Here is a 25,738-nt window from a genome sequence, read left to right on the forward strand (position 1 = left end):
AAGGAGGACTTTTGTAAAGACGGGATTCATATTATCAGTTACTTACATATATATTAAAAGACACCTTGCTTGGCAAGGCATCTTCATAGTTTGTATTTATTTACTAGAAACCGTATCCATAGCCGCCGTAGCCGCCGCCGTAGCCGCCGCCGTAACCGCCATAGCCGCAACTGCTTCCCCAACTGCAACCAATAATGATTAACAGAATGAACAAAACTACGACAAGAGCAAAACCGCTATTACCATGAAAGTGACCATGATGATGATGACCAGCTTCTGTTGGTCCTACATTACCTTGTGGATGACCCATTATAACTCCTCCTTGTTAAAATGAATTCGGGTAAACCCGTTTAAAACTATAATGTTATTCACTTTAACATATGCGAATCATCTTATTTGGAAGGTAGTCCATATAAAAAGGGCTTGTCCATTCTTAATAAATAAGCAAAAATGGCAGTGATTGCTGTTGAATACCAAGGGAATAAAATAGATATGGAGAACTATAGTTTATAGATTAAAACTAACAGATATTATATTTTAAAGGTATGAAAAAGCTCAATCTTATAAACTGGATTTAAAGTTGTTGGACATGTATGAGGGGGGAAACTGTTAGACCAAAGCGGCGAGTTACTTCAGTTACTACCTTTTGTTTCGCTAATTGTTCAGATGAAGCCACAACAGTAACCGTTTCAGATATATAGCGGTTACCCTGATGAAATGAATATTCGACAGAAAATTGAAATAACATAATACATTCCTCCCATCCTTTTTTTGATTATATTCGACAATGGAAATAAATTCCCTTCTCGTCCTGATAATTATCATTCTTCCTTTTTTCTCATTGTCATCTCTCTTTTATTTTCATTTCGGTAGTGATTAAAAATTTGCTACAATGGAATCATGTAGAAAGGGGAAAAAGTATGCAAAATATTAATATTTTTTTGGCATTCGGGGCAGGGTTTCTGTCGTTTATTTCGCCATGCTGTTTGCCTTTGTATCCCGCCTTTCTTTCTTATATTACTGGGATGTCGATTTCGGAATTAAAGGAAGAGCAAGCTATGCTTCAAAAAAGAAGTATGCTTCATACGGCGTTTTTTCTGATTGGGTTTTCTATCGTATTTATAGCTATTGGATATGGTACTACCTTTATTGGGCAGCTGTTTATTTCGTATCAAAATTTGATTCGTCAAATTGGTGCTCTGTTCATCGTACTGTTTGGACTCGTTATTGTCGGTGTATTTAAACCAGAATTTCTAATGAAGGATCATAAATTTACGTTTAAAAGCAGACCATCTGGGTATGTAGGTTCGCTTGTAATCGGTATTGCATTTGCCGCTGGTTGGACTCCTTGTACAGGTCCTATCTTAGCAGGAGTGATTGCACTAGCAGCTACAAATCCACAATTTGCAATGCTTTACATGATTTCCTATGTCCTTGGTTTTGCAATCCCATTTTTTGTCTTGTCATTGTTTCTCTCAAAACTTACTTGGATTAAGCGAAATAGTGTGACGCTTGTTAAGATTGGGGGGTATATTATGATAGCAATGGGGGTTTTGCTATACTTTAATGGACTTACGAAGATTACAATTGCGATTACAGAATTGTTTGGTGGATTTACCGGCTTATAAATCAAAATTTATAATTGGAAAAGGGTACAATAAAGAAATATAATAGTAGTACGTTGTAATTTTGAACATAAAAGGAATGATACAAGATGAATTATGTACTTCTTTCAAGTGCTGTAGCTATTTTTATGGCGATTGCTGTCACATTTATTCGTATTAAAGCAGCTGCAAAACCTACCTCGTTGAAAAAAATCATTTTGCCGCCATTCTTTATGAGTACTGGTGCCTTGATGTATGTGGTACCGCAGTTTCGTTTAACTGGTGCAGAAATAGGAGAAGCAGTTATCGTTGGTTTAATCTTCTCAATCTTTCTAATTAAAACATCGAAGTTTGAAATTCGCGGACAAGAGATATATTTGAAGCGCTCAAGAGCGTTCATTCTTATTTTAGTTGGTCTAGTAGCCGTTCGGATCGGTTTAAAAACCTATTTAAGTCAATCTATATCTTTCGGGCAACTAAGTGGGATGTTTTTCTTGTTGGCGTTTGCTATGATTATTTCGTGGAGAGTGGCTATGTATCGCTCTTATAAAAAGTTGGCAGATGAGCTGCAGAATCAAAAAGAATTTTTAGACAATGGTGATATAAAGTTAACGTAAGAAAAAGCCTCGAAATTTCGAGGCTTTTTCTTATAGAAATTAATGTAGATACACACTTATTTCGCAAGTAGTCTTGTATAGGCTGTTATATCAATATGATTTCTTTGCAGTGTTTTTTTTAGGTAAGCATGATCGCGTTTTGGCGTGGCCAGAATGTACCCACGTATAATTACGTCATGGGTTATTGTATGTGTTTGTTCCGTTAACGCAAGCTCGCCAATTTTTGCTGCAATTTTAGAACGTGCCACGTCACGAAAAAGTGAAGGAACCGGCTTCACAAGCTCCTCAAGTAGCGCCTTTGTTTTGTCATTCCATAAATGCCGAGTATGGTCAATATAATAAGCTTCCCAATCGAGAATGGATAAACCGTCCTTCTTTGGAAGTCGTTTTAAAAACTTTCGAAACATAAAATACCCACCGATGAACATGAGACAGAGTAAGATGACAGTCCACAGCAATATAAACCAACTGAACCATCCACTTAGCAACTATTCACCCCCGTTTTCTCCACGACTAAAAAACCATATTATGGAATTCTAATTTATTATAAAGGCTAAAGAAGAGACGTGCAATAGAATTATACAAAATAGACCTCATCCACTTTGGATAATTGTTCTGTTTCACGTTTATATTCGACAATGAGTGTACCGACCTTTCGATTTTTATCTTGGGTTGTATAAATCGAGTAAGATCCAAAACGTTCCTTGGAAAGACCACTAAGAATGGTAGGTAAGGTAATATAATCATGATTGCGTAAAAATTCTAATAGTTCACTCTCAAAGCTTTGTCTGTCAGAAATCGCTCTTCCTAAGCAATTATATTGAATTTGCTTCATCGTATCGTTCCATGACAATGTTGTTTGATAATCTAGCATCGTCTCACTCCTTATTGTGCAAAATGCTATGTAGAAATAAGATAAAAAGAACATATGTTCTAAAATAGTATACTCTTTTTTATTAAAGAAAGGAATAAGAAATATAATAAAAGTATCATAGATTAGAAAGGTAAAAAGATATCGAAACAGTCTGCGCTGCCTTTACTATTATAATACTCGGTAAATTACAGAAACAACTATTGTTTATGAAAGTATAAGTAATTTGTATATACTGAATTTTCTAATTATTTTGATTATATATACAAGTAAACAGCCGACACAATATTTTGATACTTATGTCGGCCGTTTACTTGTATGTTCATATGTAGTGCACGTTTTTGAGTATTGGTAGATTTGCTTAGGCTGTGCGTCGAAACAGTCCGAGCACTTCGATGGTTTCAGTAATATTAACGAATGCTTGTGGGTCTGTATGTGCAATTAAATTTTTAATTGCTACCAATTCATCCTTTGAAATGACTGTCATAAGCACCCTCTTCTTCTCGCTTGAGTATGCGCCCTCTCCATCTAAAAGAGTTATGCCGCGAACGAAGCTAGATAAAAGTGCTTCCTTCATTTCTTCTGTCTTGTTTGTAACAATCATGAGAGTTAGCTTCCGATGCTTTGTATGAATGGCGTCTATTACTTTGCCCATAACATAAATAGATAGTAGACTATTTAGCGCAGCATCCCAGTTAAAAAAGAAACCTGATATGCAAATTACAACTGTATTTAGCATAGTGAAAAATCCACCGAGCTTAATATCTTTTTTCTGTGACAGAATCAAACCAATTACGTCAAAGCCACCCGTAGAGCCGTCACTATTGAAGACAAGAGCAACACCTGCACCGACCAGTACGCCTCCAAATAACGATGAAAGCAAGGATTCATTTGCAATTGCATGTATTGGAATTACATACATACCGATTGTAAGAATGAACACAGATAAAACTGTGTTGAAAAAAAACCGTCTCCCGAGTCGTACATATCCTATAATAAGGATTGGCACGTTTAATATAAAGTTAACTAAGCCGACATTTAGATGAGTAAGGATTCCAATGATAATTGCAATGCCGCTCAAGCCACTGCTTAGGACTTTATGGGGAATGAGAAACAAGTTGAAAGCAATGGCAACTAACAAAGAACCGATAATAATACCCAAAAAATTGCGCATTCAACCCCATCCTTTACTGAAAAACTTAACATTTTATGAAAATTATAATGGAATTTTCGTGATTTGTGTAAAAACAGTTTATTACTACTAGTTTTAATTATCTGAAAATTAATGAAGATTATACACTACAATTTAAAAGTAAGGAAGCTTCAAATAACTCATATTTTAAGGGGGATAAAAGGATGGAAGTAAAATTCTTTCAAAAGAAAAGTCCATACAAAAAAAAGTGTGAGGATGCTTATGTTCGTAACGATACAATCCAAGTCTACGGGGTGTGTGATGGGGCAACTCCCCTTGTAACGTGCGAAGATGAAAATGGTCACAACGGTGCATATTTGGCATCACACCTTTTTCAATCCTACTTTGAATCTCTTACACGAGAAGAAGACATTGTGGAATGTATGGTTCAGGCAAATCATATTCTTGCTAACAAAATGAAGCTCTATAATATTGATCAAACGAAGAAGCATCATTTGTGGTCTACTTGTTTCGCAGGAGTGCGTATTGGAGACTCTGCTATACAATATGGACAGCTCGGAGACTGCATGATTGTGGCGAAATTTTTGGACGGTCGGATTACCTTGCTTACGAAAGATACTGTAAAAGGAATAAATGCCAGAGCGCAAAAGAATAGACAGGAGAGGGGATATGATGAGACATATTATGCCGATGAAAGTAGACGTTTTATATATAATCGATCGATGGCGAATACAAAAGATGGGTATTCTGTTGCAAATGGAATGGAAAATGTTCGTGAATATATACAAACTGGAACGATAAAACGCAGTGATGTGAAGGCTTTGTTTATGTGTTCAGATGGATTATTTCATCCAACATTTTCATTGGAACAGGTAGCATCAGTCGTATGGAAAGACGGAATCGAAGACTATGTTGCCATGTTAGAAGCGCTAGAACAAAAAAATGGAATACGTGCCGATGATAAAACAGCTCTTACTATTATGATGTAGTCTTTGGTGATCAGACATCTCAAAATGGGATGTCTGTTTTTACGAATGAAGCAGGAATATGTCGAAGGGTTTTTCTTTCTATTACGATGAATTATTTTTATAATTAAACCATGTTAAGGATTTTTAACCTCAGGGAGCAGTAACTATGGATAAGTATCAGTATATAAATGTAAGCGCTTTCTAAAAATTATAATTGCAGTAACTATAATATGGAGGTAGGTAGGATGCTAAAAGATATAACAGTTCTTGATTTTTCTCATTATTTGCCAGGGCCTTTTGCCTCGCTTAGACTAGCGGATTTAGGGGCAACTGTAATAAAAGTTGAACCACTTTTTGGCGATTTAGCAAGAAGTTTCGATAAAGAAAGTACAGCACTTTATACAGCGAATAATCGAAATAAACAAAGTATAGCAATTAATGTGAAAGATAAGGAGGGGGCAGAGATAGCCCTGTCACTAATGGAAAAGGCTGATGTGATTATAGAAAGCTTTCGTCCTCATACGATGTCTCGCCTTGGACTTGGGTATGAGGATGCTAAAAGGCGAAATGAAAACATCATATATGCCTCGATAACAGGCTATGGACAACGACATGACCATTCTCATTTAGCAGGTCATGACTTGAATTTTATGGCAGTTAGCGGTGTGCTTGCTCAAATAAAGAGTAATGGAAAACCATTTATTCCAAACATAACGCTTGGTGATGAAATTGGAGGTATGCTTGTAAGCGAAAGTATTCTTGCAGCATTGTTTGATCGCGAGAGAACAAATCAAGGTTGCTATTTAGATATATCACTAACAGATAGTTTAACTATGTTAATGAATAATCATGTAATGTTATATGATTTATACAGTAAGAATAATGGGTTAGATGTGCTTGCGGGGACTGAAGTTTCCTATTGCTTATATGAAACGGCTGACGAACGATATGTTGCAATTGGAGCAGTTGAACAGAAATTCTGGGAACGTTTTTGCCGCTATGCAGGGCGAGAAGATTGGATTTCAAAGCAACATGCCAAGGTTATAGAAGGAGAGAGCGTATACGAAGAAATAAAGTCATTTTTCCATGGAAAACCTTTTGCATACTGGGAGCAAGCTTCTCTTGAAATAGATTGTTGCTTAACTCCTGTATATGAAGCTAATGAGCTAGCTGTTTCCCCGTATACAAAGCACATGATTACAATGCCCTACGTTCGAACTCATAATATGTTGAAAATAAAAAATCCACCTGTCCTCGGCGAACAAACAAGTGAACTGCTATCTAAATTAGGTTATGACGAGAATAAAATTACGCTCCTGCGTAAGAAAGGTATAATTGCTGGGCTCATACCTTGTTAAATGGTAATGTATTGACTAAAGTTGTTTATTAGAGAATGATAAAAAGTTATAGTAAATTGAGGCCACTGCAGTATTGCAGTGGCCTCTCTACATGTCCTTTTGAGAATGAAGAAGTGCTTCTATCTTGAATAAAATTTTTGGGAAAAATGAAATGTCAAATCCAATCTGCCATCTCATTTCTTGTTATAATAGGTTCATTGTTTCTACACATTGCTGAAAAAATCATATCGCAAAATATGTAACACATTGCAAAGTTTGAGACTTTGCATAGTTTGTAATTAAATTGTTACTAATTTTGAGAAAGGAGAATGGTGTGCAGGCTACTGTGAAAATCCATCCTCTAGCATGGAATATTATTATTGGTACTTTGTTTGCTAGACTTGCTACTTCAATGAGTATGCCATTTCTTGCAATATATTTGACAATGACTAAAGGTGTATCTCCATCAGTAACAGGAGCTATTATTGGCATTAGTATGCTAGTAGGCGTGTTTGCTAGCTTTATTGGCGGTAGCTTATCCGATAAATATGGTCGTGAAAAAATAATGGTTGGATCTATCATAGTGTGGACGCTTGTTTTTATTGGATTTGCATTTGCTGACAATATAGTTGCTTTCTTTTTATTAAATGCAGGGAATGGTATTTGTCGTGCATTTTTTGAGCCAACCTCTCGCGCTCTTTTATCCGATTTAACAAAACCAGAAAATAGACTGATGATATTTAATTTACGTTATGGAGCGATTAATGCTGGAGTTGCTATTGGTCCTATTGTAGGATTACAACTCGGGACTTCATCATCTACAACTCCTTTTTTAGTTGCTGCTGCAGTTTATATATTATATATGGCATCTTTACTTATTCAATTTCGACACTATGAGTTTGTAAAAACACCAAAAGATCAACATGTTACAATGAAGCAATCTCTACATATAATTCGTAAAGATCGTGTTCTCTTCCTTACTATAATTGGTCTTATAGCTTGCAATGTAGTTTACTCACAATTTTCTTCCAATCTTTCGCAGTATTTCGCAAACTCCGGTGTATTTTACGATGGTGTCAAGATTTTTTCTTATGCACTTACAATAAACGCTGTGTCTGTAATTGTTTTTCAATATCCCGTTACAAGAATTGGAAAGAAATACTCTGCGCTCGTTAGTATAATGATAGGAACACTCATCGTAAGTGTAGGGCTATTTTGTATTGGATTATCCAAAACAGAGTGGATGGTATATGCTTGCACAATTTTATTTACAGTGGGTGAAGTGCTCATGTTTTCAATGACAGATCTCTTTATCGATCAAATCTCTCCTTCGTATGCAAAAGGGTCCTACTTTGGCGCAATGGGGTTTACTGGGTTTGGAAGTGTGATAGGCCCATGGCTAGGAGGGATTCTCCTTGAACACTATGGATACCAAAACGGTGGATTTGTATTTTCTCTTGTTGCCATTTTGGGATTCATAAGTTTCCCCATTTTATTACTTGTTAATATTCTTCTAAAAAGGAGAACAAAGCAAATTCAGAGTATGTTATTACATATAAATAAATGATTATAATCAAAAAGAGACAACACGGTCGTCTCTTTTTGATTAATATAATCCGTTAGTTAGAAGCAAAGGTTCTGCTTTAGTAGGTGCATTTGTTTACTCTTCTTTTTTTGTAATTGGTAAGATGTCATTTGAATCGTGTAACACACAATCCGTTTTAGAAATAATAATTTCAAGCAATTTGTTTTCATAATATGCAATCATGTTTTTGTTCATAATATGTCGTGGCAATAGGATATTCCGTCTGATGTTACCGCCATATTCTGTTGTAAAAACGATGCCTAAACCAAATTGTGTTTTCTTAATGAAAATGGTTGGGTAACAAGTAGGTATGCTTGCTTCTAAAATGTAGGATTGATTTGTTTCAAATAAATCAATGGGCATAACGGTTGACTCTAAGAAAAATTGATGCATCCAATTTTCAAATCCTTCTACTTGTAAGAAGCAATTTTTCTTTGCACACATGGCGCAAACCCCCGTAAAGTTGAATTCTGACTATTGTATGCAAAAGCAAAAAAAAGGTGAAAACGTTTTATAAAATGATAATATGTATTCAAAAAGATAATCCAACCACTCTGTGTTTTGAATTGAAAAAACGACGAATATATAGAAATTCGTCGTTTTTACTTTGCCTTTCAACATGAAATGAGTTACATGTCGTGATGAGCATTGTTTTTTTGGCGTGAATGATTTCGGTTTTTTACTTTGTGAGATCCACTCATCGGCTTTGGCTGTCCGCTACTTTGCTTCTGTTGGTTTTCGTTTGCATTCTCTTTCATAATTATCCCCTCCTTATTTGTTAATATGGTTGCATTATTTTCTTTTATACCCGTATGCTTTAATCTCAATTGACAAATGCTAGAGAAGATTACAATCAATGAAGGAGGCAAATTGAATACGATGCCGTATCATAAAGACAAACAACAAGCATATCAAGCAGTACAGCAAGGAATGAAGCAAGTTGCAGATAGTTATAGCAGTGTAAAAAACGATGGTCCAAACGTTGGAGCAGAGTTAAAGCATTTACGTAAAGAAGTAGAAGAGACTTATCAGCAAATACAAAATGCTCTTGAAACGGCGAGTGATACGCAACGCCTGCAGCTTGAAAAATACGAACAAGATGTGTATACCATTATGAACCGGATTGATGAAGGGTAAGAAATGCCAAAGAGAATGGACCCCCCTGAAGAAGCTATGAAAGGGGGTCCGTTTTTCACTGATTTTTTTTACGCTTTTTATTATTTTGACGTTGCTCTGCAGTTAATGGTTCATTGCTTAGTTCTTCATTATAACCAGTTCCTTTGCCTTGGGCAGAAGCAGCGTTCATGCCAGGAATGATGTGATTTGCTTTCCGCTTTCCCAAATTGAATCACCTCCTAAAAATAGTATGAGGGACCTGTCCTGACAATATACAAATGTATCGAAAAATATTCAAATTGAGATAGAAAATTATGGAGTAAAGAGGGATGAAATTACTTGAAAGCGTTTTTTTAGGCTCAAATGTATGATATAGTATAAATGTAATGAAATGTTATTGTACACAAAGAATTGCATGCGATTCAATTGAATGTTTATGTGACGGCATTTATTTGGTTGGTTTGAGAATATCTAGGTAGATAAAGCTTTATACATTGTATACGAGAATATGCAATAAGTATTTCTTATCGAAAACTATAAGTTTCTTATTGTTTACTTATGCTCGAAGTTGTAATAAGATAACAAGGTAAAACATTGTAAAATGTATATACAATGTATTTTAGACTTTTTCTCACGCTAACAGGGGGGAATTTATTAATGGCAAAATTAGATCCATTTCACGCAAAAGCTACTTTTACAGTAGACGGACAACCATATCAATATTATCGTTTGAAAGCGCTTGAGGAAGCAGGAATCGGAAATGTTTCTCGTTTACCTTATTCCATTAAAGTATTGCTTGAATCTGTACTCAGACAAGTTGATGGACGCGTTATTAAAGAAGAACATGTTGAAAACCTTGCAAAATGGGGAACAAAAGATGTGCAAGATATCGATGTTCCTTACAAACCATCTCGCGTAATTTTACAAGACTTCACTGGAGTACCTGCTGTTGTTGACTTAGCTTCACTTCGTAAAGCTATGGCTGATATGGGTGGGGATCCTGACACAATCAATCCTGAAATTCCAGTTGACCTAGTTATTGACCACTCTGTTCAAGTTGATAAAGCTGGAACAGATGATTCATTAAACTTCAATATGGATTTAGAATTCAAACGTAACGGTGAACGTTACAAATTCTTAAGCTGGGCACAAAAATCATTTGATAACTACCGTGCAGTTCCACCTGCAACTGGTATTGTGCACCAAGTAAATCTTGAATATTTAGCACCAGTTGTACATGTTGTCGAAGTAGACGGAGAAAAAGTAGCATTTCCTGACACATTAGTAGGTACTGATTCTCATACAACTATGATCAATGGTATTGGTGTTCTTGGTTGGGGCGTTGGCGGTATCGAAGCAGAAGCTGGAATGCTTGGTCAACCTTCATACTTCCCAGTTCCAGAAGTTATTGGTGTTAAATTAGTTGGAACGCTTCCAAGTGGTACAACTGCAACTGATATCGCACTTAAAGTAACACAAGTTCTTCGTAAACAAGGTGTTGTTGGTAAATTCGTAGAGTTCTTCGGTGAAGGCTTACAAAGTATGTCATTAGCTGACCGTGCGACTGTTGCAAACATGGCTCCTGAATACGGTGCTACTTGTGGTTTCTTCCCAATCGATAGCATTTCACTTGACTATATGCGTTTAACAGGAAGAAATGAAGAACAAATTCGCGTTGTTGAGGAATATTGCAAAGCAAATAACTTGTTCTACACTCCTGGAAGTGAAGATCCTGTCTACACAACAGTAGTAGAAATTGATCTTTCTACAATCGAACCAAGTCTCTCTGGTCCAAAACGTCCACAAGACTTAATCGAACTTTCAAATATGCAAAGTGCTTTCCGCAAAGCGGTTGTTTCTCCAGTTGGAAACCAAGGCTTTGGCTTTACGGAAAAAGAATTTGACAAAGAAGTAGACGTTACACTGGAAGGCAAAGAAGTAAAAATCAAAACAGGTGCAATTGCAATCGCAGCTATTACAAGCTGTACAAATACTTCTAACCCATCTGTTCTTATCGGTGCTGGTTTAGTAGCGAAGAAAGCAATTGAAAAAGGCTTACAAGTACCTGAATACGTAAAAACTTCTTTAGCTCCAGGATCTAAAGTTGTAACAGAATATTTAAATAAAGCTGGTTTAACTCCTTATTTAGATCAATTAGGCTTCAACACAGTTGGTTACGGATGTACAACATGTATCGGTAACTCTGGTCCGTTAGCACCTGAACTTGAAAAAGCTTTTGCAGAAAGCGATCTTCTTGTTTCAGCTGTATTGTCTGGTAACCGTAACTTTGAAGGACGTATCCATCCATTAGTAAAAGCTAACTACTTAGCTTCACCGCCTTTAGTAGTTGCATACGCTATTGCTGGTACTGTTGATATTGACCTTCGCAATGATGTTCTTGGAACAGATAAAGAAGGAAAACCTGTATACTTCAATGACATTTGGCCATCTGCTGAAGAAGTACAAGAAGTTGTATCTTCTGTAGTAACTGCTGAAGTGTTCAAGAAAGAATATGCAACTGTATTCGAAAACAACCAACGTTGGAACGAAATCGAAACTTCTAACGAAGCATTGTACACATGGGATGACGAATCTACTTATATTCAAAATCCTCCATTCTTTGAAGGATTATCTGCAGAACCGAAAGAAGTGGAAGCAATTACTGGTCTTCGTGTAATTGGTAAATTCGGTGATTCCGTAACAACTGACCACATTTCACCTGCAGGCTCATTCCGTAAAGATACACCGGCTGGTAAATACTTGACTTCAAAAGGTGTTGAACCTGTTGATTTCAACTCTTACGGTTCTCGTCGTGGTAACCACGAAGTTATGATGAGAGGTACGTTTGCAAACATCCGTATTAAAAACCAAATCGCTCCTGGCACAGAAGGTGGATTTACAACTTACTGGCCAACTGGCGAAGTGAAATCAATCTATGATGCAGCTATGCAATACAAGCAAGATGGTACTGGTCTTCTTGTAATCGCAGGTAAAGATTACGGTATGGGAAGCTCACGTGACTGGGCTGCCAAAGGTACAAACTTACTTGGTATTAAAGCAGTTATTGCTGAAAGCTTCGAACGTATTCACCGCAGCAACCTTGTATTAATGGGTGTACTTCCACTTCAATTCAAACAAGGTGAAAGCTCTGAAACACTTGGCTTAACTGGTAATGAAACATTTGCTATCCATGTTGACGAAAATGTAAAACCACGTGATTTAATTAAAGTAACAGCTACTGATTCTGAAGGAAAGACAAAAGAATTTGAAGTTGTTGTCCGCTTTGATTCTGAAGTGGAAATTGATTACTATCGTCACGGTGGTATTCTACAAATGGTTCTTCGTGACAGATTGAAAGAAGCAAAAGTTTCTCGCTAATTTCATATCGATAGAAGAAATTGAATGGAAAACGAGAGGAGATTTCTCCTCTCGTTTTTTTGCATTTAACAAAAAATAGAAGGATATGCAAAGGAAGGATGGAATTAATACGCATAGGTCCTATCTAACTTGTATACATATATACAAAAAATGGGAGGGCGGTTGCAGTGATAAGAAATATCATAATAATACTTGTGTTCCTATCGATGTCAGGTTACGCGATTTACCAGCAAACTAATGGGCAAAGAGCAGTAGAGCAAAGTGTAGAAACTGAAGTAATTTCGAAACAAGGGCTTGAAATAGGAAAAGAAGCGCCAAATTTTACGTTGCTTTCAACGAATGGGGATCGCATTTCTTTATCTTCATTTAAAGGGAAAAAGGTTATCGTAAATTTTTGGGCAACCTGGTGTCCACCGTGCAAAGAGGAAATGCCTGTCTTACAAACATTCTTCGAGAAAAAGGATGAGAATACTGTACTGCTTGCTATAAATTATACTGTTTCCGAGCGCACCAATGGGGAACAAAAAGTTCGAAGTTTTATGCATGATAACGGTTATACATTTCCTGTACTACTGGATTCCTCATCCCTTGTTGTAAATACATATCAAGTCATATCGCTTCCTACCTCTTATTTTATTGATTCAAAGGGAATCATTCGTCAAAAATACGTGGGGGCAATGACACCATCTTTCCTTGAACAAACAATTTCTACGATACGATAGGCTGCAAAGTTAAAAGATCCATCTAAATATCCGACACTCTACATAGAATTTGGAATTTTCTAATAAATCGCATAAATAACACTATTTTTTGTCTATACTACTAGTTATAGGAAGGAGTGAGCATATGAGACAAAGTCACCGAAAAACATTTGAAGAACTTGTTATAGAAAATAGGATTAAGCTTCTTGCCGATCATGAGGCTATCAGAAAAATTGAAGAACGAATTGAAACTCGCCTAGAAATGAGAAATCAAGCATAATCTTTGTATATTGAAGAAATGGTCTTAGCATACTACTTAAGAAGGAGGGGAATGCGATGAGTAATCCGAAAAAAAATAGCAAAGATTTTACACCCAACCATATAGGGACAAGAAATATTGAAGCTGGAGGAAACAAAGGAAAGCAAATGCAAGATAAAACAGGGAAAAAACCAATCGTAGATAACGGATAATCGAAACAGGGCGTATACGTCCTGTTTTTTAATGGGATAGGTTTGTGTATATTGTGGTGAGTTTTTGACAAAATAAATAAGCAAGAGTTTAGTTTGGAGGAGGATAAGAATGAGAGTAAATAAAGATGATCGAAGCGATAATGTAGAAAAGCTTCAGAGCATGGTACACAATACACTTGAAAATATTCATGAGGCAGAAGAAACCGCTCGCGTAGCAAATGAGCATGATAAAGCATCGATTGATGCGAAAAATGCAAAACGAATGGCAAGTATTGCGCAAATGCGAAATGAAATTCGACAAGAAAATCGACATATGAGTTCACACGATATAGAAAATTAAATCGAAAGGACCTAAATTCTGTTTAGGTCCTTTTCATGACCATGGAAAATACCTTATCCCTTTTTTTCTATCGTAAAATTTTCCGTTAGCAGCCTCCAATTTTGGGGCATAGGGAGACCAATCTTCCAATAGCTAATACCACGAATGCCTTGTTCTTTTATAAGATTTAGCTTTGCTTGTATAGAACGAGCATCCTCGAACCAGACTTCATGTTTTTTTCCAGCGCTATCTACATACGTAAAATGAGGGGCTTGTGCCAGGGTATCATACAGAATAGGAACGTTGTGCTCTCTAGCTAGTGAAACCGCTGCTACTGAGCTCAGTGCTTTTGCTGGGGGGTTTCCTTCTTTGTATGGCAGCGTCCAATCAAAACCATATAAGTTTTGCCCCATCATTATTTTTTTTGCTGGCATCTCTTTTTTTGCATATTGTATAACATCTTTTACAGGAATAATAGGTGATACAGCTAGAGGAGGACCACCTTGCCATCCCCAGTCATAGGTCATTATAACTACGAAATCAACGATGCTCCCGTGGGCTTTATAATCAATTCCCTCTAAGAATGGTCCTTTTTGATTAGAACTTGTTTTTGGAGGCAAAGTGGTACTTAATGTATATCCTTGTGGAAGTCTATCTTTTACATTCCGTAGAAATTGATTATACGCTTCCCGGTTGTTTGGAGAAACGTTCTCAAAGTCAAAGTGGACATCGCTCATATTGTACTTTTTCGCCGTATCTAATATAGTTGTAATCAGCTTATTTTGAACAGTTTTATTAGTTAGTATGATGTTTGTCAAGGCAGGACTAAAATTTCCATTTTCTAAATTGGTAACAACGAGCATTGGTACGACTTTATTTCGTTTTGAAATAGTAATAATATCTTCTAAGTTCGTTGGCATTGTAAGTGTCCCATCTCGGTTTGCTTCAAAACTAAAATAGGCAATGTATGTGACATACGGAGCGATTCCATTTGTCGCTGCTAGTAATGTGTTCTTGATTGGAATGGAAGTAGGCTGCAAATAAGCAATTGCTTCAATTTGCTTTTTTGTTCCCTTTGGGATGTATAACGTTTGCCCACTTTCCAGGTTGGTTTTGATCGAAAGATTATTTGCTTTTGATAATGTACTGACTGGAATATTATATGTGAGTGCAATTTTGTACAATGTATCTCCCGGTTGTACATAGTAGATATTCCCCTTTGTATTCACAAGCAATGATTGACCAACTACAAGAGGCAAACTTGCATCGTAGCCATTATCCTTCGCTATTTCTTCTACTGTTGTCCCATACTTAGTCGCTAGCTTATAGAGCGTGTCGCCATTTCTAACGACGATGATTTGATTCATAGTGTCCACTCCTTTTTTGGAAAAAAGATATACCGCTTCTATTTTATTTTTTCGGTTGTTGTATTATGATTATTTAGATGTTAAGAAACGGTCAGAGGGAGACATTATGATGCATGTATCACAGAAGGAAATAGAAGTACGCTATGCTGAAACGGACCAAATGGGAGTTGTGTACCACGCAAATTATGTTGTATGGCTTGAACTAGGAAGAACTCAGCTTATCGAGGATTTAGGAGTTTCCTACATACAAATGGAACAGGATGGGATTGTGTCGCCGGTTCTAGATTTACAAATTTCGTATCGTAAGGCGATGAGGTACGGCGAAAAGGCATTTGTGAAAACGTGGATTGAAACAATAAATCCAGTACGTGTTATATATGGTTACGAAATATGGAATGAACAAGGTGAGGTTTGTATTACTGCGAAAACTACGAATATCTTAGTGCGTCGGGATACATTTCGTCCAGTATCGTTCAAAAAATTATATCCAGAATGGTATACGGCCTATGAAGCGGCAAAAAAAGAGCCAGAAGCGTAATCGTTTCGGCTTTTTTTCCATTTTAGGACGGAGCTTTCAGTGCTTTTATTTTGTAAAATGAAAAGTAGGATCTTCGTCACCATTTTTGTATGTAATAGAAAGATCTTGACCATCGAAGTACCACTCATCATCTTGCTCTATATAAAAGGTAATTCCAATCTCGCTTACCTCTGTTGCTGCTTGAATAGGTATGTCCTTTCGTATGCCAAGAGAGAATCCTTTATGAATGGTACTCTCCCCTCCATATCGTACGAAAAAACATAGTGAATCTCCGTCTTGAAGCATGAGTTCGTCCTTATACCAGTTTGCTGCATCTTTTGATATGCTTATATTCATTCGTTACACCTCCTCTACTAAACATCCCTCTTTCCTCATTATAAAAAATAACGAAAAGAGCTGCTATATTTATGCTTAGCAAATTCTCTTTTCGTTAGTATGTTAAAATTTAACTTTTGGTTCGGTTTTATTCAAAATGCGTGTGATGTTGGCCCTATGACGATAAAAGACAAAGAGAGCTAACAATGAAATAGTAAGGAGAAACGGCTTGTCATTAATAATGATACCTGAAATAACTCCTGCAATTGCTGCAATCATAGACGATAAGGATACATATTTTGTAGTGAAAAGAAGCACTAAGAAAACAGAGACTAAGATAATAAAAATAATTGGTTGATAAAACAATAGAACACCTGCTGATGTTGCTACAGCCTTTCCACCGCGGAAATTAGCAAACACAGGATACATATGACCGATTACGGCAACAATACCAAATAAAAGTGGATGAATGGTTAGACCAAATAATACAGGCAATGATGCTGCCAGTGTCCCTTTCAATATATCAGCTGCTGTAACGGTAAATCCAGCTTTTTTTCCTAAAGTACGGAACGTATTTGTCGCTCCTAAATTGCCACTTCCGTGTTGCCGAATATCTACTCCGTAGCCAACTTTTCCAACAATTAATGCAAAAGGGATACTACCAAGCAAATACGCGACAATGAATAAGATATAAGTAAGCATAAGTTCGATTCTCCTTTAAAAAGGTACTAACGTTTTCCTAAGTCAATCCATCATTTATTGTACCATACAATAAAAAAACTGTGTAAACAACTATCTATTTGAAGTTTAACCGACCTTTCTATTTTGTAAAAGGCTGAGCTAAATATGATATGATAGAATTATTAAAGTAAACTGATGGAATAGGAAACAAAAAATAGTCATGAATCACTTATGTAATATTTACATTACAAAATTAGCGAGTTTTTCGTTTGAAATAATAGCTAGGAGGGAATTATATGAGTAAAACGGTGCTGCTCGTAGAAGATGAACAGCGCCTTCGCGAAATCGTCTCCGATTATTTTAAGAGCGAGGGATTTACCGTGGTGGAGGCTGAGGACGGCAAGCAGGCTCTTTTGCAGTTCGAAGCGCACAACATTGATTTAGTCATACTCGATATTATGCTACCTGAAATTGATGGGTGGTCTGTGTGTCGTCGTATTCGAAAGGAATCCGTAGTGCCGATTATTATGCTAACTGCACGTTCCGATGAAGAGGATACATTGCTTGGATTTGAATTAGGAGCAGATGAATATGTTACAAAGCCATTTAGTCCGAAAGTTCTAGTAGCAAGGGCAAAAACATTATTAAAACGAGCAGAAGGATTAATCGGCCAGGATGAAAATATGCTATCGCTATGTGGAATTGAGGTTAATAAACTATCTCGTACTGTCATTGTTAATGGGAATGAAATTATATTAACACATAAAGAATTTGAATTGTTGTTATACTTAATGGAGAATAAAGGGATTGTCTTATCACGCCAGCATTTATTAGACCAACTGTGGGGCTATGATTATTATGGAGACGACCGGACAGTGGATACTCATATAAAAAAACTTCGAAATAAACTAGGCGAGCGTGCAAAGCATATTGCAACCGTTATTCGAGTGGGTTATAAGTTTGAAGAGTAGAACATTTCATATCAAAAATGAGTTGACCTCCTTTTAGGAAATTCTACAATATTTTTGAAATTCACTAGGAGTTCACAATGAATTCACAGTACTCTATTACACTAGGATTACGATGGATTTGAGAGGAGAATAAAACATATGGGATACTACGATGAGAATGAGACAGTTACAAGAGAAGATAAAAACGCACGTCCTCGCACAGGAAAAGGATACTTTGTCTCAGGATTAGTGGGTGCATTTATTGGGGCAATAACCATAACTGCTGCGAGTCCATATATTTCAAATATGCAAAATACAAAGCAGACGCAGCAAGTACAACAAGTTCAGGGGACAGCTATACCGGTTGTACAAAATACGAAGTCTACAGATATAGCTGGTATGGTAGATGGTGCAAAAGATGCAGTGGTAAGTGTTATGAACTATCAAACTACTGATGCTCAATCTAATAAAACACAACAGACCGGTACAGGCTCAGGTGTTATTTATAAAAAAGTCGGAAATCAAGCATTTATTGTGACAAACAACCATGTTGTAGAAGGAGCAAAGCAGCTTGAGGTTACACTTAGTAATGGAAAGAAGCTCCAAGCAAAATTAGTTGGTACCGATCAATGGCTTGATTTAGCTGTTGTACAAATTGACGGGACGGATGTTACAAAAATTGCCACTTTGGGAAATTCAGACAATGTTCGTGCTGGTGACACAGCCATTGCTATTGGGAGTGCACTTGGTTTTGCAGGTACGGTGACGGAAGGGATTATAAGTAGTAAAGATCGTGAAATTCCAGTGGACATTAATGGAGATGGAAAAGAAGATTGGCAAGCACAGGTTATTCAAACAGATGCAAGTATAAATCCTGGTAACAGCGGGGGAGCACTTCTCAATGCAAATGGTGAAGTAATTGGAATTAATTCTAGTAAAATTGCACAGCAAGCAGTAGAGGGAATTGGATTTGCGATTCCCATTAACGTTGCCAAGCCTACACTGGATGCACTAGAAAAAGATGGTCAAGTGAAACGACCATTTATGGGTATTCAACTAAGCTCATTAGACGAACTTCCTAGCGTCATTTCGGATCGTTTAAAAATACCTAAAGATGTAACGGGCGGCGTTTTAGTTGCAGATGTGACAGCAAATTCACCTGCGGGCAAGGCAGGACTTCAACGTTATGATTTAATAGTTGGACTTGATGATCAAAACATAGAAAATAGCGTTGAATTTAGAAAGTACTTGTATGATAAGAAAAAAGTTGGCGATAAAGTAGTTGTTTCCTACTATCGAGACGGGCAAAAACAGCAAAAAACAATCATACTTGATGCAATAACTAATTAGTAAAAAGGCTCTTTCTGTTGAAAGAGCCTTGCTTATTTGGCTATACTAGAAAAAAGGGGGAATTACTATGCAAAATCCAACACGCGAAGAAATTGGTCAATTATTAAAGAAAAGCAAAACGATAGCTGTAGTAGGATTGTCTGATAATCCTGAAAGAACGTCTTATATGGTTGCAAAAGCAATGCAAGATGCCGGTTACAAAATTATTCCTGTAAATCCGAAAGCAGATTATGTTCTTGGTGAGAAGTCCGTAAAAGCGCTTACTGAAATTGAAGGTCATGTAGATATTGTCGATGTATTTCGTCGATCTGAATTTTTAATGGAAGTAGCAAAGGATTTTGTTAAAATTGATGCAGATATCTTCTGGGCTCAACTTGGTTTACAAGATGAAGATACTTATGAATTTTTAAAAGAACAGGGTTATACAGTAATTATGGATCGTTGTATTAAAGTAGAGCATGCTTTAACAAAATAAAGGTAAACAAGACTTTTTATTCGTAGATGTATATACGATTGGTAGACCATGTCATGTGAGGGAGTTTTTAAAGAGAGGCGAGCTGTTCATGAAATTTTTTCGAGGATGCCTATTAGGATTACTTTTCGTCGTTCCTTTTTGGCTTATTGTTATGTGGATCATATGGAAAAGTTGGTGAATTGTCCGTCTTACATATTCCTTGGCATTGACAAAGTTCATTTTTTTTGAAATAGTAACGTAGAAGGAATCCTTGTAGCAACAAGGATTTTTCTTTTGAATCACGTCTACTTACAATGTGATGCATACACTTGTCAAGAATTAGGTACAATGGTATGTTATAATAGAAACATATGTTCTGATTGTTTGTAGGAAGGGAGTAAAGGCTTTGGCACAGCAAATACAATATAACGAAGATGCAATACAAGTGCTAGAAGGGCTCGAAGCGGTACGGAAGCGTCCTGGCATGTATATCGGAAGCACGGACAGCCGCGGATTGCATCATTTAGTATATGAAATTGTAGATAATTCAGTTGATGAGGCATTAGCTGGATTCGGAAATGAGATAATTATAACGATACATAAGGATAATAGTATAAGTGTAAAAGACCATGGACGCGGTATGCCAACGGGTATACATAAAACGGGGAAACCTACACCTGAAGTGATTTTAACAGTACTTCATGCTGGTGGAAAATTTGGTCAAGGTGGCTATAAAACGAGTGGAGGCTTGCACGGAGTAGGTGCCTCTGTTGTAAATGCATTGTCAGAATGGCTTGTCGTAACCATTCGCCGTGATGGTCATGTTTATCAACAACGTTTTGAAAATGGCGGTAATCCCGTCACCACGTTAGAAGTAACTGGAACAACAAAGGAAACAGGAACGACGCTTCATTTTAAACCAGATCCAACTATTTTTAGTACAACTAACTATAACTACGATACATTAAGTGAACGTTTACGAGAATCCGCTTTTTTAATGAAAAATATGAAAATTATTTTAAAGGATGAACGTAATGATATTACAGATACTTTTCATTATGAAACTGGTATTGAAGCCTTTGTTACTTATTTGAACGAAGAAAAGGTTGCTTTGCATCCAGTCGTGTTCTTTGAAGGGGAACAAAATGGAATTGAGGCTGAAATTGCATTTCAATTTCATGATGCATATTCAGAGACTCTACTTTCCTTCGTCAATAACGTAAGAACAAAAGATGGCGGAACGCATGAAGTCGGTTTTCGATCAGCGATGACTCGTGTATTTAATGAATACGCTCGTAAAATAGGTGTTTTAAAAGAGAAGGATAAAAACCTTGAGGGTAGTGATATTCGCGAAGGTTTATCATCGATAGTATCCGTTCGTATTCCTGAGGATATTCTTCAATTTGAAGGACAAACGAAAGGAAAATTAGGGACAAGTGAAGCGCGCTCTGCAATTGATGCGATTGTTTCTGAGAATCTTTCCTACTTTTTAGAGGAAAACCCAGATGTAGCAGCTATTTTAATTAAAAAAGCCGTAAAGGCATTTCAAGCAAGAGAGGCCGCACGTAAAGCGAGAGAAGAAGCGAGAAGTGGTAAAAAGAAAAAACGGACTGAAACATCTCTTAGCGGAAAACTGACACCTGCACAATCTCGTAATCCACAGCGGAATGAATTGTACTTAGTAGAAGGAGATTCAGCGGGAGGGTCAGCAAAACAAGGACGTGACCGACGTTTTCAAGCAGTCCTTCCACTTCGCGGGAAAGTAATTAATACTGAGAAAGCCAAGCTTGCCGATATATTTAAAAACGAAGAAATCAATACGATAATTTATGCAATCGGAGGCGGCGTTGGTCCTGAATTTTCGGTAGAGGATATTAACTACGATAAAGTTGTCATCATGACCGATGCAGATACGGACGGGGCACACATTCAGGTTCTATTGCTTACATTCTTTTATCGTTATATGAAGCCACTTCTTGAACAAGGAAAAGTGTTTATTGCACTTCCTCCACTGTACAAAGTGAGCAAAGGAACAGGTAAAAAAGAAGTGATAGAGTATGCATGGTCAGACGATGAACTAGATCAAGTGACAAAGAAGGTTGGAAAAGGCTATATTCTGCAGCGTTATAAAGGACTTGGTGAAATGAATGCGGATCAATTGTGGGAAACAACCATGAATCCCGAAACGAGAACGCTCATTCGTGTAAAGATTGAGGATGTTGCTAGAGCTGAGCGACGCATTTCAACGCTGATGGGGGATAAAGTCGAGCCTCGACGTAAATGGATTGAACGGAACGTGCAGTTCGGACTTCAAGATGATGCTAACATTTTGGAAAATGAATTGCTTTCAACGGAGGGTGAATAAATATGCCACAAGAAAAATATCGTGATCTCCCTTTGGAGGATGTACTAGGTGATCGCTTTGGTCGTTATAGCAAGTATATCATTCAAGATCGTGCACTGCCTGATGCACGTGATGGTTTGAAGCCTGTACAACGAAGAATCTTATATTCAATGTATGTAGAAGGTAATGTGCATGATAAGCCGTTTCGAAAAGCAGCTAAAACGGTCGGAAATGTAATTGGTAATTATCATCCGCACGGTGATTCTTCCGTATACGAAGCGATGGTGCGTCTCAGCCAAGAATGGAAACTTCGTAATGTTCTCGTTGAAATGCACGGAAATAACGGTAGCATTGACGGGGATCCAGCGGCTGCGATGCGGTATACAGAAGCACGTCTTTCACCTATTGCTTCAGAATTGCTTCGTGATATAGATAAACAAACGGTCGAATTTGTTAGTAATTTCGATGATACAAGTGAGGAACCTATCGTGCTACCAGCAAGTTTTCCAAATCTACTTGCAAATGGTTCTACGGGGATCTCAGCTGGATATGCAACCGAAATTCCACCTCATCAGCTTGGTGAAGTCATTGATGCAACAATTATGCGAATTGATAATGCGATGTGCTCTGTTGAGGATTTAATGACCGTTATTAGCGGTCCTGATTTTCCAACTGGTGGCATTATTCAAGGAATTGATGGAATAAAGCAGGCGTATAAAACCGGACGTGGAAAAATTATTATTCGTGGTAAAACGAGTATTGAAGATTTACGAACGGGAAAGCAGCAAATTGTAATTACTGAAATTCCATATGAAGTAAATAAAGCAAATCTTGTTAAAAAAATTGATGATTTGCGAATTGATAAAAAACTTGAAGGTATAGCAGAAGTTCGTGATGAAACAGACCGTACAGGACTTCGTATCGTCATTGAACTGAAAAAGGATGCAAATGCACAAGCTATATTAAACTACATTTATAAAACGACTGATTTACAAATTACTTATAGTTTTAATATGGTTGCGATTCATAACCGCCGTCCAAAGCTTATGAGTTTGCCACAAATTTTAGATGCGTATATTTCTCATCAGAAGGAAGTTGTTACAAATCGCTCCAAGTTCCTGTTGAAACGGGCAGAGGATCGTCAACACATTGTAGAAGGACTTATGAAAGCTTTATCTATTCTTGATGAAGTTATTGTAACGATTCGCAGTTCGAAGGATAAACGGAACGCAAAGGATAATTTAATCGGAAAGTTTGCTTTTTCTGAATTACAAGCAGAAGCAATTGTATCCTTACAATTGTATCGATTAACGAATACCGATATTACTGCATTACAAAATGAAGGAAAAGAGTTGCAAGAGCAGATTCATGAATTACAGTCTATCCTTGCTAGTGATAAAAAACTTCTTCAGGTTATTAAAACCGATTTGAAACGCGTAAAGAAAACCTATAACGACAACCGCCGTACGGTAGTGGAAGATGAAATTCAGGATATTAAAATTGATATGGAAGTAATGATTCCTCACGAAGATGTAATTGTAACGATAACGAAGGAAGGATACGTAAAAAGAACGAGTTGGCGATCCTATAATGCTTCTAGCGGAAAAGGATTCGGTATGAAGGAAGGCGACCGCCTTTTAGCTAGGTTTGACATTCATACGACTGATACGGTTCTTTTATTTACAAATAAAGGTAATTATATTTATTTACCTGTGCATGAATTACCAGATATTCGCTGGAAAGATCTTGGGAATTACATTGCAAATATAGTTACCTTAGCTCGTGATGAAATAATAATGAAAGCAGTTCACGTACAAAATTTTGATGAAGATAACCGCTACGTATGCTTTATTACGAAAAATGGAATGGTAAAAAGAACGGAATTAAAACAATATAAAGTTCAGCGGTATTCACGTGCTTTAGTTGCTATGAATGTTAAAGATGATGATGAAATTATAAATCTAGTTGTAACAAATGGGACAAGTGATATACTGTTCGTGACTCACAATGCTATCGCACTTCGTTTTAGTATGGATGAAATCACTCCTATTGGGGTCCGTGCCGGTGGTGTAAAAGGAATCTCCCTGAAGGATGATGATTACGTAGTAAACGGTATAACGATAGACGAGGAAGATTCTCTTCTTCTTGTAACGCAGCGCGGAGCCTTGAAAAAAATGAAGGCGAATCAAATAGAAAGTTCAAATCGTGCAAAAAGAGGACAATCCATCTTTAAAGAATTAAAAACGCATCCATATCGTATTATTGGATTGGAAAAAGTACAGAGTGCTGACATGCTCTTTGTGAAATCTGAAAAAAATGTAGTAGCACATATTGATACGACTGGATTAAAGTATAAAGATCGTTACAGTAATGGTACGATTCTTTTTGACACAAGTGCATCGGGACAAATAATCGAAGCTTGGATCGAACCAAGTACAATAGATAAGTAACAGATACGAAGAAAAACGAGAGTAATCTGTCTCTCGTTTTTCTTCGCTTTCATTGATGAGATTACTACAGGATAACAAGGAGGATATTGAATGAGTAGTTTTATTCAAGAGAAGAAAATTATATCGTATATTCAAGATCTTGTTTCTATTTCTAGCCCATCCGGATATACAGAAGAAGCCATTACATATGTGGAACAATTTGTGAAATCACTTGGGATTCCAAGCCGGCGTACGAATAAAGGTGCTCTTTTGGTTACTTTGCAAGGTGAGGATGATACGAAGCATAGATTTTTAACTTCACACGTAGATACACTTGGAGCAATGGTTAAAGAAATTAAAGAAGATGGACGACTTAAGCTGACGATGATTGGTGGGTATCGCTGGAATTCTGTGGAAGGAGAATATTGCAGTATCCATACAGCAAATGGTACGATTTTTTCTGGTACTATTTTAATTCATCAAACATCTGTTCATGTGTATAGCAATGCAGGAGAAGCAAAGAGAGATGAACAGAACATAGAAGTACGTGTCGATGCTATTGTGAAATCGAAAGAGGATACAAAGCAGATTGGAATCTCGGTTGGAGATTTCGTATCCTTTCATCCACGTGTAGAAGTAACGGATACAGGATTTATTAAATCCAGACATTTAGATGACAAAGCAAGTGTTGCCATTTTAATGTATACGATGAAACAACTTGTACAAAAACAAATTACATTGCCATATACTACTCATTTTCTCATTTCAAACAATGAGGAAATTGGATATGGTGGTAATTCTAATATTCCTGCAGAAACAATTGAGTATCTTGCTGTTGACATGGGTGCAATTGGAGATGGTCAAACAACAGATGAATTTAGTGTGTCTATCTGTGCAAAGGACTCAAGTGGACCGTATCATTATGGATTACGTCAGCATTTAATTGAGTTAGCAAAACAACATAATATTGTCTATGCAGTGGATATTTATCCTCATTACGGATCAGATGCATCTGCTGCGATTCGATCTGGTCATGACGTCATTCATGGTTTAATCGGGCCAGGTATTGATGCATCTCATGCTTTTGAACGAACCCATGAACAATCATTGCATCATACCGCTTTACTAGTTTGGTATTACTTGCAATCTGAAATGGTGAGATAAATCTTATAAAGACGCATTTCATAGCG

At 36.9% G+C, this 25,738-nt stretch carries 29 protein-coding genes; 18 read left to right on the forward strand and 11 right to left on the reverse strand.

Annotated elements, in window-relative coordinates; all coding sequences use genetic code 11:
* Positions 1-103: 103 nt before the first annotated feature.
* Together ACAN53_RS04350 and ACAN53_RS04355 are read right to left on the reverse strand one after the other, a co-directional pair.
* Positions 104-310: a YjcZ family sporulation protein gene (locus ACAN53_RS04350; RefSeq protein ID WP_379967540.1), complete on the reverse strand. Its 207-nt coding sequence runs from the start codon at positions 308-310 to the stop codon at positions 104-106.
* A 264-nt stretch (positions 311-574) separates the two neighbouring features.
* The gene (locus ACAN53_RS04355; RefSeq protein WP_379967543.1) at positions 575-748 is read right to left on the reverse strand and encodes a hypothetical protein; all 174 of its coding nucleotides are present in this window, start codon (positions 746-748) and stop codon (positions 575-577) included.
* A 172-nt stretch (positions 749-920) separates the two neighbouring features.
* Here ACAN53_RS04355 and ACAN53_RS04360 point away from each other — a divergent pair, with 172 nt between their 5' ends.
* Together ACAN53_RS04360 and ACAN53_RS04365 are read left to right on the forward strand one after the other, a co-directional pair.
* Positions 921-1,628: a cytochrome c biogenesis CcdA family protein gene (locus ACAN53_RS04360; protein WP_379967546.1), complete on the forward strand. Its 708-nt coding sequence runs from the start codon at positions 921-923 to the stop codon at positions 1,626-1,628.
* Positions 1,629-1,714: 86 nt separating this feature from the next.
* Entirely contained in the window at positions 1,715-2,221 is a 507-nt protein-coding gene (locus ACAN53_RS04365; protein ID WP_379967549.1) for a CcdC family protein, read from the forward strand.
* Positions 2,222-2,277: 56 nt separating this feature from the next.
* Here the strand turns inward: ACAN53_RS04365 and ACAN53_RS04370 are convergent, their stop codons facing one another.
* The 3 genes from ACAN53_RS04370 to ACAN53_RS04380 form a co-directional block, all read right to left on the reverse strand.
* Positions 2,278-2,709, reverse strand: coding sequence for a DUF2621 family protein (locus tag ACAN53_RS04370; protein WP_379967552.1), 432 nt, complete (start codon positions 2,707-2,709; stop codon positions 2,278-2,280).
* Between the two features lie 89 nt (positions 2,710-2,798).
* On the reverse strand, positions 2,799-3,095 hold the full coding sequence (locus tag ACAN53_RS04375) for a hypothetical protein (RefSeq protein WP_379967555.1): 297 nt from the start codon (positions 3,093-3,095) through the stop codon (positions 2,799-2,801).
* A 358-nt stretch (positions 3,096-3,453) separates the two neighbouring features.
* The gene (locus ACAN53_RS04380) at positions 3,454-4,266 is read right to left on the reverse strand and encodes a YitT family protein (RefSeq protein WP_379967558.1); all 813 of its coding nucleotides are present in this window, start codon (positions 4,264-4,266) and stop codon (positions 3,454-3,456) included.
* 182 nt (positions 4,267-4,448) lie between these two features.
* On the opposite strand from ACAN53_RS04380, the gene ACAN53_RS04385 reads away from it, so the two are divergent.
* The 3 genes from ACAN53_RS04385 to ACAN53_RS04395 all read left to right on the forward strand — a co-directional run bounded on the left by ACAN53_RS04385 (position 4,449) and on the right by ACAN53_RS04395 (position 8,117).
* Positions 4,449-5,234 (forward strand): protein phosphatase 2C domain-containing protein, encoded by a 786-nt coding sequence (locus tag ACAN53_RS04385; RefSeq protein WP_379967561.1) that lies wholly within the window; start codon positions 4,449-4,451, stop codon positions 5,232-5,234.
* Positions 5,235-5,458: 224 nt separating this feature from the next.
* A complete protein-coding gene (locus ACAN53_RS04390; protein ID WP_379967564.1) occupies positions 5,459-6,571 on the forward strand; it encodes a CaiB/BaiF CoA transferase family protein in 1,113 nt (370 codons plus the stop codon).
* A gap of 313 nt (positions 6,572-6,884) precedes the next feature.
* Positions 6,885-8,117, forward strand: coding sequence for an MDR family MFS transporter (locus ACAN53_RS04395; protein WP_379967567.1), 1,233 nt, complete (start codon positions 6,885-6,887; stop codon positions 8,115-8,117).
* Between the two features lie 93 nt (positions 8,118-8,210).
* On the opposite strand, the gene ACAN53_RS04400 is transcribed toward ACAN53_RS04395, so the two are convergent.
* Positions 8,211-8,579: an Hsp20/alpha crystallin family protein gene (locus ACAN53_RS04400; protein ID WP_379967570.1), complete on the reverse strand. Its 369-nt coding sequence runs from the start codon at positions 8,577-8,579 to the stop codon at positions 8,211-8,213.
* Between the two features lie 185 nt (positions 8,580-8,764).
* On the reverse strand, positions 8,765-9,004 hold the full coding sequence (locus ACAN53_RS04405) for a small acid-soluble spore protein P (protein ID WP_379967573.1): 240 nt from the start codon (positions 9,002-9,004) through the stop codon (positions 8,765-8,767).
* Between the two features lie 10 nt (positions 9,005-9,014).
* On the opposite strand from ACAN53_RS04405, the gene ACAN53_RS04410 reads away from it, so the two are divergent.
* On the forward strand, positions 9,015-9,272 hold the full coding sequence (locus ACAN53_RS04410; RefSeq protein WP_379970255.1) for a hypothetical protein: 258 nt from the start codon (positions 9,015-9,017) through the stop codon (positions 9,270-9,272).
* Positions 9,273-9,327: 55 nt separating this feature from the next.
* Here the strand turns inward: ACAN53_RS04410 and sspO are convergent, their stop codons facing one another.
* Entirely contained in the window at positions 9,328-9,477 is a 150-nt protein-coding gene (sspO, locus tag ACAN53_RS04415; RefSeq protein ID WP_379967576.1) for a small acid-soluble spore protein O, read from the reverse strand.
* A 431-nt stretch (positions 9,478-9,908) separates the two neighbouring features.
* Between sspO and acnA the strand changes: the two genes are divergently transcribed.
* The 5 genes from acnA to tlp all read left to right on the forward strand — a co-directional run bounded on the left by acnA (position 9,909) and on the right by tlp (position 14,141).
* Positions 9,909-12,629 carry an aconitate hydratase AcnA gene (acnA, locus tag ACAN53_RS04420; RefSeq protein ID WP_379967579.1) on the forward strand — a complete coding sequence of 907 codons (2,721 nt, stop codon included), beginning with the start codon at positions 9,909-9,911 and terminating at the stop codon, positions 12,627-12,629.
* A gap of 167 nt (positions 12,630-12,796) precedes the next feature.
* The gene (locus ACAN53_RS04425; protein WP_379967582.1) at positions 12,797-13,351 is read left to right on the forward strand and encodes a TlpA family protein disulfide reductase; all 555 of its coding nucleotides are present in this window, start codon (positions 12,797-12,799) and stop codon (positions 13,349-13,351) included.
* 124 nt (positions 13,352-13,475) lie between these two features.
* The gene (locus ACAN53_RS04430) at positions 13,476-13,610 is read left to right on the forward strand and encodes an FbpB family small basic protein (RefSeq protein WP_379967585.1); all 135 of its coding nucleotides are present in this window, start codon (positions 13,476-13,478) and stop codon (positions 13,608-13,610) included.
* Between the two features lie 56 nt (positions 13,611-13,666).
* Positions 13,667-13,801, forward strand: a complete 135-nt coding sequence (locus tag ACAN53_RS04435) for an acid-soluble spore protein N (protein WP_379967588.1) — start codon at positions 13,667-13,669, stop codon at positions 13,799-13,801.
* 109 nt (positions 13,802-13,910) lie between these two features.
* Entirely contained in the window at positions 13,911-14,141 is a 231-nt protein-coding gene (tlp, locus tag ACAN53_RS04440) for a small acid-soluble spore protein Tlp (RefSeq protein ID WP_379967591.1), read from the forward strand.
* Positions 14,142-14,194: 53 nt separating this feature from the next.
* On the opposite strand, the gene ACAN53_RS04445 is transcribed toward tlp, so the two are convergent.
* Positions 14,195-15,487 (reverse strand): glycosyl hydrolase family 18 protein, encoded by a 1,293-nt coding sequence (locus ACAN53_RS04445; RefSeq protein WP_379967594.1) that lies wholly within the window; start codon positions 15,485-15,487, stop codon positions 14,195-14,197.
* Positions 15,488-15,596: 109 nt separating this feature from the next.
* On the opposite strand from ACAN53_RS04445, the gene ACAN53_RS04450 reads away from it, so the two are divergent.
* Entirely contained in the window at positions 15,597-16,025 is a 429-nt protein-coding gene (locus tag ACAN53_RS04450) for an acyl-CoA thioesterase (RefSeq protein ID WP_379967597.1), read from the forward strand.
* Positions 16,026-16,070: 45 nt separating this feature from the next.
* Here the strand turns inward: ACAN53_RS04450 and ACAN53_RS04455 are convergent, their stop codons facing one another.
* Together ACAN53_RS04455 and plsY are read right to left on the reverse strand one after the other, a co-directional pair.
* Positions 16,071-16,361, reverse strand: coding sequence for a HesB/YadR/YfhF family protein (locus ACAN53_RS04455; protein WP_379967600.1), 291 nt, complete (start codon positions 16,359-16,361; stop codon positions 16,071-16,073).
* Between the two features lie 102 nt (positions 16,362-16,463).
* Positions 16,464-17,042: a glycerol-3-phosphate 1-O-acyltransferase PlsY gene (gene plsY / locus ACAN53_RS04460; RefSeq protein ID WP_379967603.1), complete on the reverse strand. Its 579-nt coding sequence runs from the start codon at positions 17,040-17,042 to the stop codon at positions 16,464-16,466.
* A gap of 275 nt (positions 17,043-17,317) precedes the next feature.
* On the opposite strand from plsY, the gene ACAN53_RS04465 reads away from it, so the two are divergent.
* The 6 genes from ACAN53_RS04465 (at position 17,318) to ACAN53_RS04490 (ending at position 25,712) form a co-directional block, all read left to right on the forward strand.
* Entirely contained in the window at positions 17,318-17,992 is a 675-nt protein-coding gene (locus ACAN53_RS04465) for a response regulator transcription factor (protein ID WP_379967606.1), read from the forward strand.
* A 138-nt stretch (positions 17,993-18,130) separates the two neighbouring features.
* On the forward strand, positions 18,131-19,321 hold the full coding sequence (locus ACAN53_RS04470) for a S1C family serine protease (RefSeq protein WP_379967609.1): 1,191 nt from the start codon (positions 18,131-18,133) through the stop codon (positions 19,319-19,321).
* A gap of 61 nt (positions 19,322-19,382) precedes the next feature.
* Positions 19,383-19,796, forward strand: coding sequence for a CoA-binding protein (locus ACAN53_RS04475; RefSeq protein WP_379970256.1), 414 nt, complete (start codon positions 19,383-19,385; stop codon positions 19,794-19,796).
* Positions 19,797-20,181: 385 nt separating this feature from the next.
* The gene (gene parE / locus ACAN53_RS04480) at positions 20,182-22,140 is read left to right on the forward strand and encodes a DNA topoisomerase IV subunit B (RefSeq protein ID WP_379967612.1); all 1,959 of its coding nucleotides are present in this window, start codon (positions 20,182-20,184) and stop codon (positions 22,138-22,140) included.
* Positions 22,141-22,142: 2 nt separating this feature from the next.
* Positions 22,143-24,569, forward strand: coding sequence for a DNA topoisomerase IV subunit A (gene parC / locus ACAN53_RS04485; protein WP_379967615.1), 2,427 nt, complete (start codon positions 22,143-22,145; stop codon positions 24,567-24,569).
* Positions 24,570-24,659: 90 nt separating this feature from the next.
* Positions 24,660-25,712: a M42 family metallopeptidase gene (locus tag ACAN53_RS04490; RefSeq protein ID WP_379967618.1), complete on the forward strand. Its 1,053-nt coding sequence runs from the start codon at positions 24,660-24,662 to the stop codon at positions 25,710-25,712.
* The last annotated feature ends 26 nt before the right edge of the window (positions 25,713-25,738 follow it).

This window comes from Ectobacillus soli (genome assembly GCF_042610425.1).
GTDB lineage: Bacteria > Bacillota > Bacilli > Bacillales > Bacillaceae_G > Ectobacillus.

Bases quoted from the DNA above. Each gene is read 5' to 3' on its own strand.
- ACAN53_RS04350 (WP_379967540.1), bottom strand. From the start codon at position 310: ATGGGTCATCCACAAGGTAATGTAGGACCAACAGAAGCTGGTCATCAT.
- ACAN53_RS04355 (WP_379967543.1), bottom strand. From the start codon at position 748: ATGTTATTTCAATTTTCTGTCGAATATTCATTTCATCAGGGTAACCGC.
- ACAN53_RS04360 (WP_379967546.1), top strand. From the start codon at position 921: ATGCAAAATATTAATATTTTTTTGGCATTCGGGGCAGGGTTTCTGTCG.
- ACAN53_RS04365 (WP_379967549.1), top strand. From the start codon at position 1,715: ATGAATTATGTACTTCTTTCAAGTGCTGTAGCTATTTTTATGGCGATT.
- ACAN53_RS04375 (WP_379967555.1), bottom strand. From the start codon at position 3,095: ATGCTAGATTATCAAACAACATTGTCATGGAACGATACGATGAAGCAA.
- ACAN53_RS04380 (WP_379967558.1), bottom strand. From the start codon at position 4,266: ATGCGCAATTTTTTGGGTATTATTATCGGTTCTTTGTTAGTTGCCATT.
- ACAN53_RS04385 (WP_379967561.1), top strand. From the start codon at position 4,449: ATGGAAGTAAAATTCTTTCAAAAGAAAAGTCCATACAAAAAAAAGTGT.
- ACAN53_RS04390 (WP_379967564.1), top strand. From the start codon at position 5,459: ATGCTAAAAGATATAACAGTTCTTGATTTTTCTCATTATTTGCCAGGG.
- ACAN53_RS04400 (WP_379967570.1), bottom strand. From the start codon at position 8,579: ATGTGTGCAAAGAAAAATTGCTTCTTACAAGTAGAAGGATTTGAAAAT.
- ACAN53_RS04410 (WP_379970255.1), top strand. From the start codon at position 9,015: ATGCCGTATCATAAAGACAAACAACAAGCATATCAAGCAGTACAGCAA.
- acnA (WP_379967579.1), top strand. From the start codon at position 9,909: ATGGCAAAATTAGATCCATTTCACGCAAAAGCTACTTTTACAGTAGAC.
- ACAN53_RS04430 (WP_379967585.1), top strand. From the start codon at position 13,476: ATGAGACAAAGTCACCGAAAAACATTTGAAGAACTTGTTATAGAAAAT.
- ACAN53_RS04435 (WP_379967588.1), top strand. From the start codon at position 13,667: ATGAGTAATCCGAAAAAAAATAGCAAAGATTTTACACCCAACCATATA.
- tlp (WP_379967591.1), top strand. From the start codon at position 13,911: ATGAGAGTAAATAAAGATGATCGAAGCGATAATGTAGAAAAGCTTCAG.
- ACAN53_RS04445 (WP_379967594.1), bottom strand. From the start codon at position 15,487: ATGAATCAAATCATCGTCGTTAGAAATGGCGACACGCTCTATAAGCTA.
- ACAN53_RS04450 (WP_379967597.1), top strand. From the start codon at position 15,597: ATGCATGTATCACAGAAGGAAATAGAAGTACGCTATGCTGAAACGGAC.
- ACAN53_RS04455 (WP_379967600.1), bottom strand. From the start codon at position 16,361: ATGAATATAAGCATATCAAAAGATGCAGCAAACTGGTATAAGGACGAA.
- plsY (WP_379967603.1), bottom strand. From the start codon at position 17,042: ATGCTTACTTATATCTTATTCATTGTCGCGTATTTGCTTGGTAGTATC.
- ACAN53_RS04465 (WP_379967606.1), top strand. From the start codon at position 17,318: ATGAGTAAAACGGTGCTGCTCGTAGAAGATGAACAGCGCCTTCGCGAA.
- ACAN53_RS04470 (WP_379967609.1), top strand. From the start codon at position 18,131: ATGGGATACTACGATGAGAATGAGACAGTTACAAGAGAAGATAAAAAC.
- parC (WP_379967615.1), top strand. From the start codon at position 22,143: ATGCCACAAGAAAAATATCGTGATCTCCCTTTGGAGGATGTACTAGGT.
- ACAN53_RS04490 (WP_379967618.1), top strand. From the start codon at position 24,660: ATGAGTAGTTTTATTCAAGAGAAGAAAATTATATCGTATATTCAAGAT.